We start from the raw sequence: 16141 nt of genomic DNA on the forward strand, positions 1-16141 counted from the left end.
GGCAGGGTTCGTGCACGCGCATGACGGGCCTGCGCAAGCGTGCGGCAAGCCCGTCATGCACGTGAACGACGTAAAAAAAAACCGCCCGGCGGACCGGGCGGTTTCGATGACAGCGAATACGCAACGTGAGGCGGCTCGCGCCGCCCCGCGCTTATTCGGCTGCCGGGTGTTGCGGCTCTTCCGCAGGCGCGCTCGGCGTGCCGAAGTCGAATGCCTCTTCCGCTGCGATCTGATCGAAACGCTCGCGATCGGACATCTCCTTCGCCTTGCGTGCCTTGTGGAACGCGAGACCCGTACCGGCCGGGATCAGACGGCCGACGATCACGTTTTCCTTCAGGCCGCGCAGATCGTCGCGCTTGCCCATGATCGCCGCTTCGGTCAGCACGCGGGTCGTTTCCTGGAACGATGCCGCGGAGATGAACGAGTCGGTCGACAGCGACGCCTTCGTGATACCGAGGAGCACGTTGTCGTACGACGCCGGACGCTTGCCCTCGGCGATCATGCGATCGTTCTCGTCCAGCATGTCGGAACGCTCGACCTGTTCGCCCGGGATGAAGCGCGTATCACCGTTGTCGGTGATCTGCACACGACGCAGCATCTGGCGAACGATCACCTCGATGTGCTTGTCGTTGATCTTCACGCCCTGCAGACGATACACGTCCTGCACTTCGTCGACGATGTAGCGCGACAGCGCCTCGATACCCTGCAGACGCAGGATGTCGTGCGGATCGGCCGGGCCGTCCACGATCATTTCGCCCTTGTTGACGACCTGAGCATCGTGGACCAGCACCTGCTTTTCCTTCGCGATCAGGAACTCGTGCTGATTGCCTTCGAGGTCCGTGATGACGAGACGCTGCTTGCCCTTCGTGTCCTTGCCGAACGACGTCGTGCCGGTGACTTCCGCGAGGATGCCGGCATCCTTCGGCGAACGCGCTTCGAACAGTTCCGCCACCCGCGGCAGACCGCCGGTAATGTCACGCGTCTTCTGCGCTTCGGTCGGGATACGTGCAAGCACTTCACCCACCTGCACTTGCTGGCCGTCCTTCACGGTGATCAGTGCACCGACCTGGAAGCCGATCTGCACTGCGTGTTCCGTGCCCGGGATCTTCACTTCTTCGCCGTTCGCGTCGAGCAGCTTCACCTGCGGACGCACGCTCTTCGAAGCTTGCGAACCGCGACGCTTCACGTCGATCACGACCAGCGTCGACAGGCCGGTCACGTCGTCGATCTGCTTCGCGACGGTTACGCCTTCCTCGACGTTCTCGAACTTCACCGTACCACCGTACTCGGTGATGATCGGACGCGTCATCGGATCCCACGTCGCCAGCTGCGTGCCGGCCTTGATCGCCGCACCGTCGAGCTGCAGCAGCGTCGCGCCGTACGGGATCTTGTGACGTTCGCGCTCGCGGCCGATATCGTCGGTGATCAGCGCCTCGCCCGAACGCGAGATGACGATCTGTTCGCCCTTCGCGTTGGTGACGTAACGCATCGTCGCCGTGAAACGCACGATACCGTTGCTCTTCGCTTCCACCGACGACGCCACTGCCGCACGCGATGCCGCACCACCGATGTGGAACGTACGCATCGTCAGCTGCGTGCCCGGTTCACCGATCGACTGTGCCGCGATCACGCCGACTGCTTCGCCGACGTTCACGAGCGAGCCGCGGCCGACGTCACGGCCGTAGCAGGCTGCGCACAGACCGTAACGCGTTTCGCAGGTCAGCGGCGTGCGCACGCGCACTTCGTCGATGCCGAGGCGTTCGATTTCCTCGACCGCCGTTTCGTCGAGCAGCGTGCCCGATTCGTACAGCGTTTCCTGCGTTTCCGGGTTCACGACGTCCGCGACCGCGACGCGGCCGAGGATACGGTCGCGCAGTGCCTCGACGACTTCACCGCCTTCGACCAGCGCCTTCATCGCCACGCCGTTCGACGTGCCGCAATCGTCCTCGACCACCACCAGATCCTGCGTGACGTCGACGAGACGACGGGTCAGGTAACCCGAGTTTGCCGTCTTCAGTGCCGTATCAGCCAGACCCTTACGTGCACCGTGGGTCGAGATGAAGTACTGCAACACGTTCAGGCCTTCGCGGAAGTTCGCGGTAATCGGCGTCTCGATAATCGAGCCGTCCGGCTTCGCCATCAGGCCACGCATACCGGCCAGCTGACGAATCTGCACCGCCGAACCCCGGGCGCCCGAGTCGGCCATCATGTAGATCGAGTTGAACGACTCCTGGCGCGTCTCGTTGCCGTCGCGGTCGATCACCGGCTCCGTCGACAGCTGCTCCATCATCGCCTTGCCGACCGCTTCCGACGTCGCCGACCAGATGTCGACCACGTTGTTGTAGCGTTCCTGGGCGGTGACGAGACCCGACATGTACTGGCGGTCGTACTCCTTCACCTTCTTCGCTGCATCGCCGACGATCGTTTCCTTCTGCGGCGGCACGAGCATGTCGTCCACACAGATCGAAATGCCGGCGCGCGTCGCGAGACGGAAACCCGACTGCATCAGCTGATCGGCGAACACCACCGTCGCGCGCAGACCGCACTTGCGGAACGCCGTGTTGATCAGGCGCGAGATTTCCTTCTTCTTCAGCGGCTTGTTCAGCACCGAGAACGGCAGGCCGTGCGGCAGGATCTCCGACAGGATCGCGCGACCGACGGTCGTCGCGTACAGCGTGATCTTCGGCACGAATGCCGGTGCGCCTTCCGACTTGTCTTCGTTGTGGACCATTTCGGTGATCCGCACGTTGACGCGCGATGCCAGCTCGACTTCCTTGTTCTCGTACGCGCGGATCACTTCCGACACGCCGGTGAACGACAGGCCTTCGCCCTTGCCGTTGATCGCTTCGCGGGTCGCGTAGTACAGACCCAGCACGATATCCTGCGACGGCACGATCGACGGATCGCCGTTGGCCGGGAACAGCACGTTGTTCGACGCCAGCATCAGCGTGCGCGCTTCCATCTGCGCTTCGAGCGACAGCGGCACGTGAACGGCCATCTGGTCACCGTCGAAGTCGGCGTTGAACGCCGCGCAGACGAGCGGGTGCAGCTGGATCGCCTTGCCTTCGATCAGCACTGGCTCGAACGCCTGGATACCGAGACGGTGCAGCGTCGGCGCACGGTTCAGCATCACCGGGTGCTCGCGGATCACCTCTTCGAGGATGTCCCACACCACCGGCGTCTGGTTCTCGACTTCCTTCTTCGCCGCCTTGATGGTCGTCGCGACGCCCATCACTTCCAGCTTGTTGAAGATGAACGGCTTGAACAGCTCGAGCGCCATCAGCTTCGGCAGACCGCACTGGTGCAGCTTCAGCGTCGGGCCGACCACGATGACCGAACGGCCCGAGTAGTCGACGCGCTTGCCCAGCAGGTTCTGACGGAAACGACCGCCCTTGCCCTTGATCATGTCGGCGAGCGACTTCAGCGGACGCTTGTTCGCGCCCGTCATCGCCTTGCCGCGACGACCGTTGTCGAGCAGCGAGTCGACGGCTTCCTGCAGCATCCGCTTTTCGTTGCGGACGATGATTTCAGGGGCCTTCAGCTCGAGCAGACGCTTCAACCGGTTGTTACGGTTGATCACGCGGCGATACAGGTCGTTCAGGTCCGACGTCGCGAAACGGCCGCCGTCCAGCGGCACGAGCGGACGCAGTTCCGGCGGCAGCACCGGCAGCACTTCGAGGATCATCCACTCGGGCTTGATGCCCGAGCGCTGGAATGCCTCGAGGACCTTCAGGCGCTTCGCGTACTTCTTGATCTTCGCTTCCGAGCCGGTGTTCTTCAGCTCGGTGCGCAGCGTCTCGACCTGCTCGTCGATGTTGATCGCGCGCAGCAGTTCACGCACGCCTTCCGCGCCCATCTCGGCACGGAATTCGTCGCCATATTCCTCGACCTTGTTGTAGTAATCCTCTTCGGTCATGATCTGCCGCGCCTTCAGCGGCGTCATGCCCGGTTCGATCACCACGTACGCTTCGAAGTACAGCACGCGTTCGATGTCGCGCAGCGTCATGTCGAGCACCATGCCCAGACGCGACGGCAGCGACTTCAGGAACCAGATGTGCGCGACCGGCGAGGCCAGTTCGATGTGGCCCATGCGTTCGCGACGCACCTTCGCCAGCGTCACTTCGACGCCGCACTTCTCGCAGATCACGCCGCGGTGCTTCAGACGCTTGTACTTGCCGCACAGGCACTCGTAGTCCTTGATCGGCCCGAAGATCTTCGCGCAGAAGAGACCATCGCGTTCCGGCTTGAACGTACGGTAGTTGATGGTCTCCGGCTTCTTCACTTCACCGAACGACCACGAACGGATCTTGTCGGGCGAGGCCAGACCGATCTTGATCGCGTCGAAAACTTCTTCCTGTTGGACTTGCTTGAATAGATCGAGCAGAGCTTTCATTGCTTTCTCTCCGTAGTCCGATTAATTGCGGTCGAGATCGATATCGATACCGAGCGAGCGGATTTCCTTCACGAGCACGTTGAAGGATTCCGGCATGCCTGCATCGATCACGTGATCGCCCTTGACGAGGTTTTCGTACACCTTCGTCCGGCCGGTCACGTCGTCCGACTTCACCGTCAGCATTTCCTGCAGCACGTAGGACGCGCCGTACGCTTCGAGTGCCCACACTTCCATTTCACCGAAACGCTGGCCACCGAACTGCGCCTTACCGCCCAGCGGCTGCTGCGTGACGAGCGAGTACGGGCCCGTCGAACGCGCGTGCATCTTGTCGTCGACCAAGTGGTGCAGCTTCAGGTAGTGCATGTAGCCGAGCGTCACGCGACGTTCGAACATTTCACCCGTGCGGCCGTCGTACAGGCGGACCTGGTTCTTCGACGGGTTCATGCCGAGCTGTTCCGCGATGTCGTCCGGGAACGCGAGGTCGAGCATCTTGCCCATTTCTTCCTCGGTCGCACCGTCGAACACCGGCGTTGCGAACGGCACACCTTCGCGCAGGTTCTTCGCGAGTTCGAGGATCTCGTCGTCGGTGAAGCTTTCCAGATCTTCCTGGCGGCCCGACTCGTTGTAGATCTTCGTCAGGAACACACGCAGTTCCTCGATCTTCGCCTGACGCTGCAGCATTTCGCCGATACGCCAGCCGAGGCCCTTCGCGGCCCAGCCGAGGTGCACTTCCAGAACCTGACCCACGTTCATCCGCGACGGCACGCCGAGCGGGTTCAGCACGACGTCTGCCGGACGGCCGTCGGCCATGTACGGCATGTCTTCGATCGGGACGATCTTCGACACGACACCCTTGTTACCGTGGCGGCCTGCCATCTTGTCGCCAGGCTGCAGGCGGCGCTTCACCGCGAGGTACACCTTGACCATCTTCAGCACGCCCGGCGGCAGTTCGTCGCCTTGCGTGAGCTTCTTGCGCTTCTCTTCGAACGCGAGATCGAACTGGTGACGCTTTTCTTCGATCGAGTTCTTGATCGCTTCGAGCGATGCCGCTGCTTCGTCGTCCGCGAGGCGGATGTCGAACCAGTGGTAGTGGTCGAGGTCTTCCAGGTAAGCCTGGTCGATCTTCGTGCCCTTCGCGAGCTTCTTCGGACCGCCGTTCGCGACCTTGCCCACGAGCATCCGTGCGAGACGCTGGAACGCGTCGCCTTCCACGATGCGCAGCTGGTCGTTCAGGTCGAGACGGTAGCGCTTCAGCTCGTCGTCGATGATCTGTTGCGCACGCTTGTCGCGCTGGATGCCTTCACGCGTGAATACCTGGACGTCGATCACGGTGCCGCTCATGCCCGACGGCACGCGCAGCGAGGTGTCCTTCACGTCCGAAGCCTTCTCGCCGAAGATCGCGCGCAGCAGCTTCTCTTCCGGCGTCAGCTGGGTCTCGCCCTTCGGCGTGACCTTGCCGACCAGCACGTCGCCCGCTTCGACTTCCGCACCGATGTACACGATGCCCGATTCGTCGAGACGGCCGAGCTGGACTTCCGCTAGGTTCGAGATGTCGCGCGTGATTTCTTCCGGCCCGAGCTTCGTGTCGCGTGCAACGACGTTCAGCTCTTCGATGTGGATCGACGTGTAGCGATCGTCGGCCACGACCTTCTCCGAGATCAGGATCGAGTCTTCGAAGTTGTAGCCGTTCCACGGCATGAACGCGATCAGCATGTTCTGGCCGAGCGCGAGCTCGCCCAGGTCCGTCGAGGCGCCGTCGGCCAGCACGTCGCCGCGCGAGACCTTGTCGCCCATCTTCACGATCGGACGCTGGTTGATGTTCGTGTTCTGGTTCGAACGCGTGTACTTGATCAGGTTGTAGATGTCGACACCGACTTCACCCGCGACCGCTTCGTCATCGTTCACGCGAATCACGATACGGCCTGCGTCGACATAGTCGACGACGCCGCCGCGGAACGCCTGAACCGTCGTGCCCGAGTCGACCGCACAGGTGCGCTCGATGCCCGTACCGACGACCGGCTTTTCCGGACGCAGACACGGCACGGCCTGACGCTGCATGTTCGAACCCATCAGTGCACGGTTCGCGTCGTCGTGCTCGAGGAACGGGATCAGCGAAGCTGCAACCGACACGATCTGCGACGGCGCGACGTCCATGTACTGGATGCGATCCGGCGTGACCATCATCGTTTCGCCGGCTTCACGCGACGACACGAGTTCGTCGACCAGCGTGCCGTTCTCGTCGATCGCGGCGTTCGCCTGCGCGATCATGTAGCGGCCTTCCTCGATCGCCGACAGGTAGTCGATCTGGTCGGTCACCTTGCTGTCCACGACCTTGCGGTACGGCGTCTCGAGGAAGCCGTACTCGTTCAGGTGCGCATACAGTGCGAGCGAGTTGATCAGACCGATGTTCGGACCTTCCGGCGTTTCGATCGGGCACACGCGGCCATAGTGGGTCGGGTGCACGTCACGCACTTCGAAGCCTGCGCGTTCGCGCGTCAGACCGCCCGGGCCCAGTGCGGAAACACGGCGCTTGTGCGTGATTTCCGACAGCGGGTTGGTCTGGTCCATGAACTGCGACAGCTGCGACGAACCGAAGAACTCGCGGATCGCCGACGAAATCGGCTTCGAGTTGATCAGGTCATGCGGCATCAGGTTTTCGCTTTCGGCCTGGCCGAGGCGTTCCTTGACCGCGCGCTCGACACGCACGAGACCCGCGCGGAACTGGTTTTCCGCCAGTTCGCCGACGCAACGCACGCGACGGTTGCCGAGGTGGTCGATGTCGTCCACTTCGCCCTTGCCGTTGCGCAGTTCGACGAGGATCTTGATCGTCGCGAGGATGTCGTCGTCCTGCAGCGTCATCGGGCCGGTGATCTCGTCACGGCTGACGCGGCGGTTGAACTTCATACGGCCGACCTTCGACAGGTCGTACGCTTCTTCGCTGTAGAACAGACGGTTGAACAGCGCCTCGACCGCTTCTTCGGTCGGCGGCTCGCCCGGACGCATCATGCGGTAGATCGCGATGCGCGCGGCCGTCTTGTCGGTCGTTTCGTCGACACGCAGCGTCGACGAGATGTACGGACCCTGGTCCAGATCGTTCGTATAGAGCGTCTGGATGTCCTTGATGCCCGCTTCACGCAGCTTCTCGAGCACGCTTTCCGTGACTTCGTCGTTCGCGCTCGCGATCACTTCGCCGGTATCGCCATCGACGACGTTCTTCGCCAGCACGCGGCCGAGCAGATAGTCTTCCGGCACCGAGATGAACTTGGTCTTGGCGGCTTCGAGGTCGCGAATGTGCTTCGCGTTGATCCGCTTGTCCTTCTGGACGATGACCTTGCCATCACGATCCGTGATGTCGAAACGCGCGACTTCACCACGCAGGCGCTCGGGCACGAACTCGAGTTGTGCGCCTTCGTCCATCAGCGTGAAGTTGTCGAACACGAAGAAGTTCGCGAGGATCTGTTCCGGCGTGAGGCCGATGGCCTTCAGCAGGATCGTGACCGGCATCTTGCGGCGACGGTCGACGCGGAAGTACAGGATGTCCTTCGGATCGAATTCGAAGTCGAGCCACGAGCCGCGGTACGGAATGATCCGTGCCGAGAACAGCAGCTTGCCCGAGCTGTGCGTCTTGCCCTTGTCGTGTTCGAAGAACACGCCCGGCGAACGGTGCAGCTGCGAGACGATGACACGCTCGGTGCCGTTGATGACGAACGAGCCCGTCGGCGTCATGAGCGGCATTTCGCCCATGTACACTTCCTGCTCTTTCACTTCCTTGACGACCGGCTTGTTCGGCGATTCCTTGTCGAGGATGACAAGGCGGACCTTCGCGCGCAGCGCGGAGCAGTACGTCAGGCCACGCTGCTGGCATTCCTTGATGTTGAATGCCGGCGAGGACAGCGCATAGCTCACGAACTCGAGGCGCGCGAAACCGTTGTGCGAAACAATGGGAAATACCGATGTGAACGCGGCCTGCAAACCTTCAGGCTTGCGTTGTGTGGCCGGCACATCGGCTTGCAGAAACGTGCTGAATGATTCAAGCTGGGTGGCCAGCAAGAACGGAACTTGGTGAACGATGGGGCGCTTCGCGAAACTCTTGCGAATGCGCTTCTTCTCGGTGAAGGAATATTGCATACGATCTCCGAATCACGGCGGGTGCTATCGAGGCGGAATACCTGGACGTTTCAAACCCGAGTGTTCACCGACTGAGACCCGATGGCCGTCCAACGGCTTGAACGAGCCGAGAAGCTTGGTGGTTGGCCGCTACCAACCGCTGGCTGACGGCAGCGGATGCCTGTGTTGCCCGCTACCCGACCAAACTTGCCTTCTGCAGTCGCTTCAGAAGACAAAGAGAAACGCCGATCGCGACCTTTGATTACGATTCGGCGGTTTTCTTTGGCTTCTGGGGCCGATTATTCGGGCTCCCGAATGAGTGCCAGAATAACGTCCCCACAAAGCACAAAAAGGCCGGCGGTGAAAATACCGCCAGCCTTCGCACAGCGCGTCGAAACTTACTTGACTTCGACCTTTGCGCCTGCTTCTTCCAGCTTCTTCTTGGCTTCTTCAGCAGCAGCCTTGTCGACGCCTTCCTTGACAGCCTTCGGTGCGCCGTCAACGACGTCCTTCGCTTCCTTCAGGCCGAGGCCCGTCAGTTCGCGAACTGCCTTGATGACTGCAACCTTGTTGCTGCCTGCTTCAGCCAGAACGACCGTGAATTCGGTCTTCTCTTCTGCAGCAGCAGCAGCGCCGCCGCCTGCCGGGCCAGCGACTGCCACTGCAGCTGCCGACACGCCAAACTTCTCTTCGAACGCCTTGACCAGTTCGTTCAGTTCCAGAACGGTCATCCCTTCGACTGCTGCCAGGATGTCTTCTTTTGCGATTGCCATTTGAAATACTCCTAAATTGAATTCGGATACAGCCAGCGATCAGTGACGCTGATGCTCGCTCGATTACGCAGCTTCTGCTTGCTTCTTCTCGGCCAGCGCGGCAAGAGCACGCGCGAAGCCCGAAACAGGCGATTGCATAACGAACAGCAGCTTCGAGAGCAGTTCTTCACGGCTCGGGATGCTTGCCAGCGCTTGCACGCCAGCCTTGTCCATCACCTTGCCATCGAACGAACCAGCCTTGATGACCAACTTGTCATTGCCCTTGCTGAAGTCGTTGACGACCTTAGCAGCAGCAATTGCATCTTCCGAGATGCCGTAGATCAGGGGGCCAGTCATCTGCTCTGCCAGCGGAGCAAACGGCGTACCTTCAACAGCGCGACGCGCCAGCGTGTTCTTCAACACGCGCAGGTAAACCTGTTGCTCACGCGCTTTCGCGCGCAGCTTGGTCAGATCGCCAACCGCAATTCCACGATACTCAGCCAGCACAACGGTCTGGGCCTTCGCGACTTGCGCGGCAACCGCAGCGACGACGGCTTGCTTGTCTTCTCTATTAAGCGGCACGGTTAGCCTCCAGAAACGATACGTTCGGCACGAAACCTCACGTACCTCGTTCAACAACGGCGTCCGACCTCGTTAGGAGTATTTCCACCACACGCCGGGAATCGCTTCACGGCCTGCGGCTTCACCACTGCAAAACTTTTTCGGGTTCGCCATCTGCGTTGGCTTGAATTAAGGGATCGCCTGCCTGCTGCGCCCCACCAACGGTCTTTGATAACCGGTTGCCCGCCTTGCTGCACGAACAACCGCCCAAAGCCCATGTAGGCCGCTTCGCGAACGAAGCGGCCCGAATACTTGCTTACTGTGCTGCCAGCGTAGCCTGGTCGATACGCACGCCGACACCCATCGTGCTCGACAGTGCGATCTTGCGCAGGTAGACGCCCTTGCTCGTTGCCGGCTTGGCCTTCTGCAGCGCTTCGATCAGTGCCGACAGGTTCGAACGCAGTGCGGTCGATTCGAACGATGCACGGCCGATGGTTGCGTGAATGATACCGGCCTTGTCGACACGGAATTGCACCTGACCAGCCTTCGCGTTCTTGACTGCAGTCGCAACGTCCGGCGTGACCGTGCCAACCTTCGGGTTCGGCATCAGGCCGCGCGGGCCGAGGATCTGACCGAGCGTACCGACGATACGCATCGTGTCCGGCGAAGCGATCACGATGTCGAAGTCCATCTGGCCAGCCTTGATCTGCTCAGCCAGGTCTTCCATACCGACGATTTCCGCGCCTGCTGCACGAGCCTGCTCGGCCTTGTCGCCTTGTGCGAACACGGCAACGCGAACCGACTTACCCGTACCTGCCGGCAGAACGACCGAACCACGAACGACTTGGTCCGACTTCTTCGCGTCGATGCCGAGTTGCACTGCGACGTCGATCGATTCGTTGAACTTCGCGCTCGCGCATTCCTTCACGAGTGCCAGTGCGTCCTCGATCGCATACAGCTTCTGACGATCGACCTTGGCGGCAAATGCCTGACGGCGCTTGGAGATCTTAGCCATTTACACGCCCTCCACAGTGATGCCCATCGAGCGTGCGCTACCAGCGATGGTGCGAACGGCTGCGTCCAGATCAGCTGCCGTAAGGTCCGGCATCTTGGTCTTCGCGATTTCTTCGGCTTGAGCGCGCGTGATCGAACCGACCTTGTCGGTGTGCGGCTTGCTCGAGCCCTTGTCCACCTTCGCCGCCTTCTTGATCAGGACGGTCGCCGGCGGCGTCTTCATCACGAACGTGAAGCTCTTGTCAGCGTATGCCGTGATAACCACCGGCACCGGCAGACCCGGCTCCATGCCTTGAGTCTGCGCGTTGAACGCCTTGCAGAACTCCATGATGTTCAGGCCGCGCTGACCCAGTGCCGGACCGACCGGCGGCGACGGATTGGCTTTACCTGCAGGGATCTGCAGCTTGATAAAGCCGACAATCTTCTTTGCCATTTGTAAACCTCGTTGGAACGCCAAGCGGCGTTCGGTGAGTGATAACGCGCTTTCGCCGCTGGCTACTGACGCTCCTCAACGGCCATAACGCGAGCCGTAAGCGCGAAGGTGGGCAGCCGAGGCTGCCCACCGAATCGGGATTAAACTTTTTCGACCTGACCGAACTCGAGTTCGACCGGGGTAGAACGGCCAAAGATGGTGACCGACACACGCACGCGCGATTTTTCGTAGTTGACTTCCTCGACAGTGCCGTTGAAGTCCGTGAACGGGCCTTCCTTGACACGCACCATCTCGCCAACTTCGAACAGGGTCTTCGGGCGCGGCTTCTCGACGCCTTCCTGCATCTGCGACATGATCTTTTCGACTTCCTTCGGGGAAATCGGGGTCGGGCGGTTACGCGCACCGCCGACGAAACCCGTGACCTTCGCCGTGTTCTTCACGAGGTGCCACGTTTCGTCCGTCATCTCCATTTCCACCAGCACGTAGCCGGGGAAGAAACGACGCTCGGTTACAGCCTTGTGGCCACCTTTGACTTCGACCACTTCTTCGGTCGGAACCAGGATCTGACCGAATTTATCCTGCATGCCAGCACGTTCGATGCGCTCTTGAAGCGCGCGCTGCACGCTCTTCTCCATACCGGAGTAGGCGTGCACGACGTACCAACGCTTTCCGCTCGGGGATGCCGGAGTATCGCTCATATCATTTCCAACCCAGAATCGCCGAGAAAATCACCCATTCGATCGATTTGTCACTCAACCAGAGGAAAATCGCCATCACGAGCACGAAACCAAACACGACGAGTGTGGTTTGCGTTGCCTCCTTGCGGGTGGGCCAAACGACCTTGCGGACTTCCTTGTACGAATCCTTGGCAAACGCGATGAGGCTCTTGCCAGGTGCGGACATCAGGCCGACGGCCACGCCGGCGATAATACCTACCGCCAATGCGGCACCGCGGACGTACCACTGCTGATTGGCCAGCCAGAAGAAGCCCACGAATCCGGCCAAGACCAGCAATACGCCCAGGGCCAGCATCAGCTTATCGCCGGAGGTATTTACAGTTTCGACGGATGGATTCGCCATAACACCTTAAAACAAATGCCACGTGGGACACGTGGCGATTTTTGGCAGGGGCAGAGGGAATCGAACCCCCAACCTTCGGTTTTGGAGACCGACGCTCTGCCAGTTGAGCTATACCCCTAAACCATGCTGGGGCCGGCTGATGCCAGCCCCAAAACTGTCGATCAACGAATAACTGGCTTACTCGATGATCTTGGCGACGACGCCGGCGCCGACGGTACGGCCGCCTTCGCGGATTGCGAAGCGCAGACCTTCTTCCATCGCGATCGGAGCGATCAGCTTCACCGTGATCGACACGTTGTCGCCCGGCATCACCATTTCCTTGTCCTTCGGCAGCTCGATCGAGCCCGTCACGTCCGTCGTACGGAAGTAGAACTGCGGACGGTAGTTGTTGAAGAACGGCGTGTGACGGCCGCCTTCGTCCTTGCTCAGCACGTACACTTCAGCCGTGAAGTGCGTGTGCGGCGTGATCGAACCCGGCTTCGCCAGAACCTGGCCACGCTCCACGTCTTCACGCTTCGTGCCGCGCAGCAGGATACCCACGTTGTCGCCTGCCTGACCTTGGTCCAGCAGCTTGCGGAACATTTCAACGCCCGTGCAGGTCGTCTTCACCGTCGGCTTGATACCGACGATTTCGATTTCCTCGCCGACCTTCACGATGCCGCGCTCGACACGACCCGTCACCACCGTACCACGGCCCGAGATCGAGAACACGTCTTCCACCGGCATCAGGAACGCGCCGTCAACTGCACGCTCCGGCGTCGGGATGTACGTGTCCAGCGCGTCTGCCAGGCTCATGATCGCCACTTCGCCCAGCTCGCCCGTGTCGCCTTCCAGCGCCAGCTTCGCCGAACCCTTCACGATCGGCGTGTCGTCGCCCGGGAAGTCGTACTTCGACAGGAGTTCGCGAACTTCCATCTCGACCAGCTCGAGCAGTTCAGCGTCGTCCACCATGTCGCACTTGTTCAGGAACACGATGATGTACGGAACGCCAACCTGACGCGCCAGCAGGATGTGCTCACGCGTTTGCGGCATCGGGCCGTCTGCTGCCGAGCAAACCAGGATCGCGCCGTCCATCTGCGCCGCGCCCGTGATCATGTTCTTCACATAGTCAGCGTGGCCCGGGCAGTCGACGTGTGCGTAGTGGCGGTTTGCCGTTTCGTACTCGACGTGTGCCGTGTTGATCGTGATGCCGCGCGCCTTTTCTTCCGGTGCCGCGTCGATCTGGTCGTACGCCTTCGCTTCGCCGCCGAACTTCTTCGTCAGAACCGTCGTGATCGCTGCCGTCAGCGTCGTCTTGCCGTGGTCAACGTGACCAATCGTACCAACGTTGACGTGCGGCTTGGTCCGCTCAAACTTTTCCTTGGCCATTTTCAACTCCCAAAAGGAATTTCACATGTTGCGCCGCGCGCAAACAGACACTGACTTTGTACTGCTGGTGCCCATGGGCAGGATCGAACTGCCGACCTCTCCCTTACCAAGGGAGTGCTCTACCACTGAGCCACATGGGCGCTATTACGCTTCAACTACACGGACTGGAGCGGGTGAAGGGAATCGAACCCTCGTCGTAAGCTTGGAAGGCTTCTGCTCTACCATTGAGCTACACCCGCACGGGCCACTAACGATTCCCTACCGCTCTTTGCGTTGATGTTCTGGTGGAGGAGGTTGGATTCGAACCAACGTAGGCGTAAGCCAACAGATTTACAGTCTGCCCCCTTTAGCCACTCGGGCACCCCTCCGTAGAGAACTGACGATTATGGGGGTGCATCGCACTCTTGTCAAGCACATCTGAAAGATTATTTTCATTCTCTTCCAGAGCACTTGCCGACTCACCCGACACTCACGCTCACCCGGCTGAGGCAAGCACGAGAGGAGGCCGATCGGCGCCACATCTTCGTCAGACTCCGTCTTCAGCGTCGATTTGCATCTTCGCTAAAAACGAAAGACCGCCATGATACGACCTCCCGCGGATAATGCCAAGCGGGTAGATGCAAAAAATTTGCAATTTCCATGCCGACGGGAATTGTGGGGGCATCCGGCAAACGCCCGGACCAGCTGAAGCCGGATGACGGTGACGTCAGCATATCGCCCGGCCGGGGGCAGCCGCGTTGTCCGCAGGGGCCTCGGGGACACCGGATTCGGGATATAGCGCCGCTGTTCGCCTCCTCCGCTGCGATAGCTTGACCTGACGCTCACGTTGATAAGCTTGCACGAAGGCCCGATGCAATGCGGGCTGCACCGCAGCACGTTCGCCGCGACGGTTACGCGCAGTCGACGTGGTAGCCAGGGGTGCAGGAGCAGATCGTCGCGTACGAGCGGCAGCTTGACGCCGAGGCAGGTTGAGCTTTGGCCCTTCTAGTCCACAAAACTGTCGGATTTGAGAGTGGAAAATTCCGGCATGACGTTGTCATCGAGACTTGGAGGTCATGCCGTGAAGAAGAGCAAGTTCACCGAAGAGCAGATCGCATACGCGTTGAAGCAGGCCGAGTTGGGCACGCCGGTCGCGGAGGTCTGCCGCAAGATGGGGATTAGCGACGCAATGTTTTACGACTGGCGGACGAAATATGGAGGACTGTCGCCCTCGGAGGTGCGCCGGCTGAAGCAACTTGAGGAAGAGAACGCGAAGCTCAAGCGGCTCGTGGCTGTTCTGTCGCTGGAAAAGGCCATGCTGCAGGACGCGCTGTCAAATAGGCTTTGAAGCCTTCTCGGCGCCGAGATCTGGTCACGGACTTGATGCAGCGTTTCGGCGCGAGCCAACGGCAGACCTGCGCGTTGTTGCAGCTTTCTCGCACGGTCTACCGTCACGAGTCGGTCGCGTGGGATCACAGCGCACTGGAAATGCGCATCAAGGAGATCACGGAAGTGCGGAGGCATTACGGTGCGCCCCGCGTGTACGTGATGCTTCGCAGGGAAGGCTGGAGAGACAATCATCAGAGAGTAGAACGCGTGTATCGGGAACTGGGCCTTTCGTTGTGCCACTAGCGAGCCCGTCGAAACAAGTCTGCCCGGCGCCGGCAACCGAAGCAGTCAGTGAGCGCGATCAAAGAAAGCTGGAGTAAGAACCTCGTCGCTGATGCGCTGTTTGATGGTCGACGCTTGCGCACCCTCACGATCGTGGTCAACTACCCGCGGGAATGCTTGGCGATTGAAGTCGGCGGCTCGTTGGGTGGCGAGCACGCGGTTGCCGCGCTGACCAAGCTTGCGCAGCATCGCCCGCTTCCACGCTATATGAAGGCAGACAATGACAGCGAGTTCATTTCGAAGGTGCTCGACAAATGGGCGTACGAGAACGGCGTGGAGATTGATTTCTCGCGTCCTGGCAAGCCGACCGAATACGCGAAGAATGAATCCTTCAACGGACGCTTTCGGGAGGAATGCCTCAACGCGCATTGGTTCTCGTCGCTTGAAGAAGCCAGACGCAAAATCGAGGTCTGTCGCGAGTACTACAACGAGGCGCGCCCTCATTCTGCGCTGCAGTGGATGACACCGGCGGAATTCGCCCGCCAGCGCACCGATCGGGCCTGGGCGGCCCACCCCGAAGTACCGGAATTTTCGAGCTAAGGCCGGGATGGAAATTGGACCAGCCTCATTGAGCAACAACCGGAGAGGTTCGATTGCCTGCACTCGCGCTTTTCGCCGCCCAAATGCAAAAACCCCCGCCTTTCGGGCGGGGGTTCTTGGCTTAGGGAGCCTGACGATTACCTACTTTCACACGGGAATCCGCACTATCATCGGCGTAGAGTCGTTTCACGGTCCTGTTCGGGATGGGAAGGGGTGGGACCGACTCGCTATGGTCATCAGGCA

At 60.6% G+C, this 16141-nt stretch carries 9 protein-coding genes, 4 tRNA genes, 1 rRNA gene and 1 pseudogene; 1 reads left to right on the plus strand and 14 read right to left on the minus strand.

The window, feature by feature from the left end:
• Positions 1-151: 151 nt before the first annotated feature.
• The 13 genes from rpoC to LGM71_RS31275 all read right to left on the minus strand — a co-directional run bounded on the left by rpoC (position 152) and on the right by LGM71_RS31275 (position 14076).
• A complete protein-coding gene (rpoC, locus tag LGM71_RS31215) occupies positions 152-4393 on the minus strand; it encodes a DNA-directed RNA polymerase subunit beta' (protein ID WP_226118318.1) in 4242 nt (1413 codons plus the stop codon).
• Positions 4394-4414: 21 nt separating this feature from the next.
• Positions 4415-8521, minus strand: a complete 4107-nt coding sequence (gene rpoB / locus LGM71_RS31220; protein ID WP_059599774.1) for a DNA-directed RNA polymerase subunit beta — start codon at positions 8519-8521, stop codon at positions 4415-4417.
• A gap of 377 nt (positions 8522-8898) precedes the next feature.
• The gene (gene rplL / locus LGM71_RS31225; RefSeq protein WP_021161757.1) at positions 8899-9273 is read right to left on the minus strand and encodes a 50S ribosomal protein L7/L12; all 375 of its coding nucleotides are present in this window, start codon (positions 9271-9273) and stop codon (positions 8899-8901) included.
• A 63-nt stretch (positions 9274-9336) separates the two neighbouring features.
• Positions 9337-9834 carry a 50S ribosomal protein L10 gene (rplJ, locus tag LGM71_RS31230; protein ID WP_226118320.1) on the minus strand — a complete coding sequence of 166 codons (498 nt, stop codon included), beginning with the start codon at positions 9832-9834 and terminating at the stop codon, positions 9337-9339.
• Between the two features lie 295 nt (positions 9835-10129).
• Positions 10130-10828, minus strand: coding sequence for a 50S ribosomal protein L1 (rplA, locus tag LGM71_RS31235; protein ID WP_226118322.1), 699 nt, complete (start codon positions 10826-10828; stop codon positions 10130-10132).
• Complete coding sequence (gene rplK, locus LGM71_RS31240) at positions 10829-11260, minus strand: 50S ribosomal protein L11 (protein ID WP_006400671.1); 432 nt, start codon at positions 11258-11260, stop codon at positions 10829-10831. It abuts the gene before it with no gap.
• Positions 11261-11400: 140 nt separating this feature from the next.
• Positions 11401-11958, minus strand: coding sequence for a transcription termination/antitermination protein NusG (gene nusG / locus LGM71_RS31245; protein ID WP_006400672.1), 558 nt, complete (start codon positions 11956-11958; stop codon positions 11401-11403).
• 1 nt (position 11959) lies between these two features.
• The gene (gene secE / locus LGM71_RS31250) at positions 11960-12340 is read right to left on the minus strand and encodes a preprotein translocase subunit SecE (RefSeq protein ID WP_006482892.1); all 381 of its coding nucleotides are present in this window, start codon (positions 12338-12340) and stop codon (positions 11960-11962) included.
• 42 nt (positions 12341-12382) lie between these two features.
• Positions 12383-12458 (minus strand) — tRNA-Trp (locus tag LGM71_RS31255).
• Positions 12459-12517: 59 nt separating this feature from the next.
• On the minus strand, positions 12518-13708 hold the full coding sequence (gene tuf, locus LGM71_RS31260) for an elongation factor Tu (RefSeq protein WP_006482910.1): 1191 nt from the start codon (positions 13706-13708) through the stop codon (positions 12518-12520).
• Between the two features lie 65 nt (positions 13709-13773).
• Positions 13774-13848, minus strand: a tRNA-Thr gene (locus LGM71_RS31265).
• A gap of 25 nt (positions 13849-13873) precedes the next feature.
• Positions 13874-13947 (minus strand) — tRNA-Gly (locus LGM71_RS31270).
• 43 nt (positions 13948-13990) lie between these two features.
• Positions 13991-14076, minus strand: a tRNA-Tyr gene (locus LGM71_RS31275).
• A gap of 692 nt (positions 14077-14768) precedes the next feature.
• Between LGM71_RS31275 and LGM71_RS31280 the strand changes: the two are divergent.
• Positions 14769-15898: pseudogene (locus tag LGM71_RS31280) on the plus strand (IS3 family transposase).
• A gap of 128 nt (positions 15899-16026) precedes the next feature.
• On the opposite strand, the gene rrf reads toward LGM71_RS31280, so the two are convergent.
• Positions 16027-16139: ribosomal RNA gene (gene rrf, locus LGM71_RS31285) — 5S ribosomal RNA — on the minus strand.
• Positions 16140-16141: the final 2 nt, after the last annotated feature.

Origin of the sequence: Burkholderia sp. AU33545, from assembly GCF_020419685.1 — a bacterium.
Lineage (GTDB): Bacteria > Pseudomonadota > Gammaproteobacteria > Burkholderiales > Burkholderiaceae > Burkholderia > Burkholderia diffusa.

Coding starts and splice junctions, on each gene's coding strand:
- rpoC (WP_226118318.1), bottom strand. CDS start 4,393: ATGAAAGCTCTGCTCGATCTATTCAAGCAAGTCCAACAGGAAGAAGTT.
- rpoB (WP_059599774.1), bottom strand. CDS start 8,521: ATGCAATATTCCTTCACCGAGAAGAAGCGCATTCGCAAGAGTTTCGCG.
- rplL (WP_021161757.1), bottom strand. CDS start 9,273: ATGGCAATCGCAAAAGAAGACATCCTGGCAGCAGTCGAAGGGATGACC.
- rplA (WP_226118322.1), bottom strand. CDS start 10,828: ATGGCTAAGATCTCCAAGCGCCGTCAGGCATTTGCCGCCAAGGTCGAT.
- rplK (WP_006400671.1), bottom strand. CDS start 11,260: ATGGCAAAGAAGATTGTCGGCTTTATCAAGCTGCAGATCCCTGCAGGT.
- nusG (WP_006400672.1), bottom strand. CDS start 11,958: ATGAGCGATACTCCGGCATCCCCGAGCGGAAAGCGTTGGTACGTCGTG.
- secE (WP_006482892.1), bottom strand. CDS start 12,340: ATGGCGAATCCATCCGTCGAAACTGTAAATACCTCCGGCGATAAGCTG.
- tuf (WP_006482910.1), bottom strand. CDS start 13,708: ATGGCCAAGGAAAAGTTTGAGCGGACCAAGCCGCACGTCAACGTTGGT.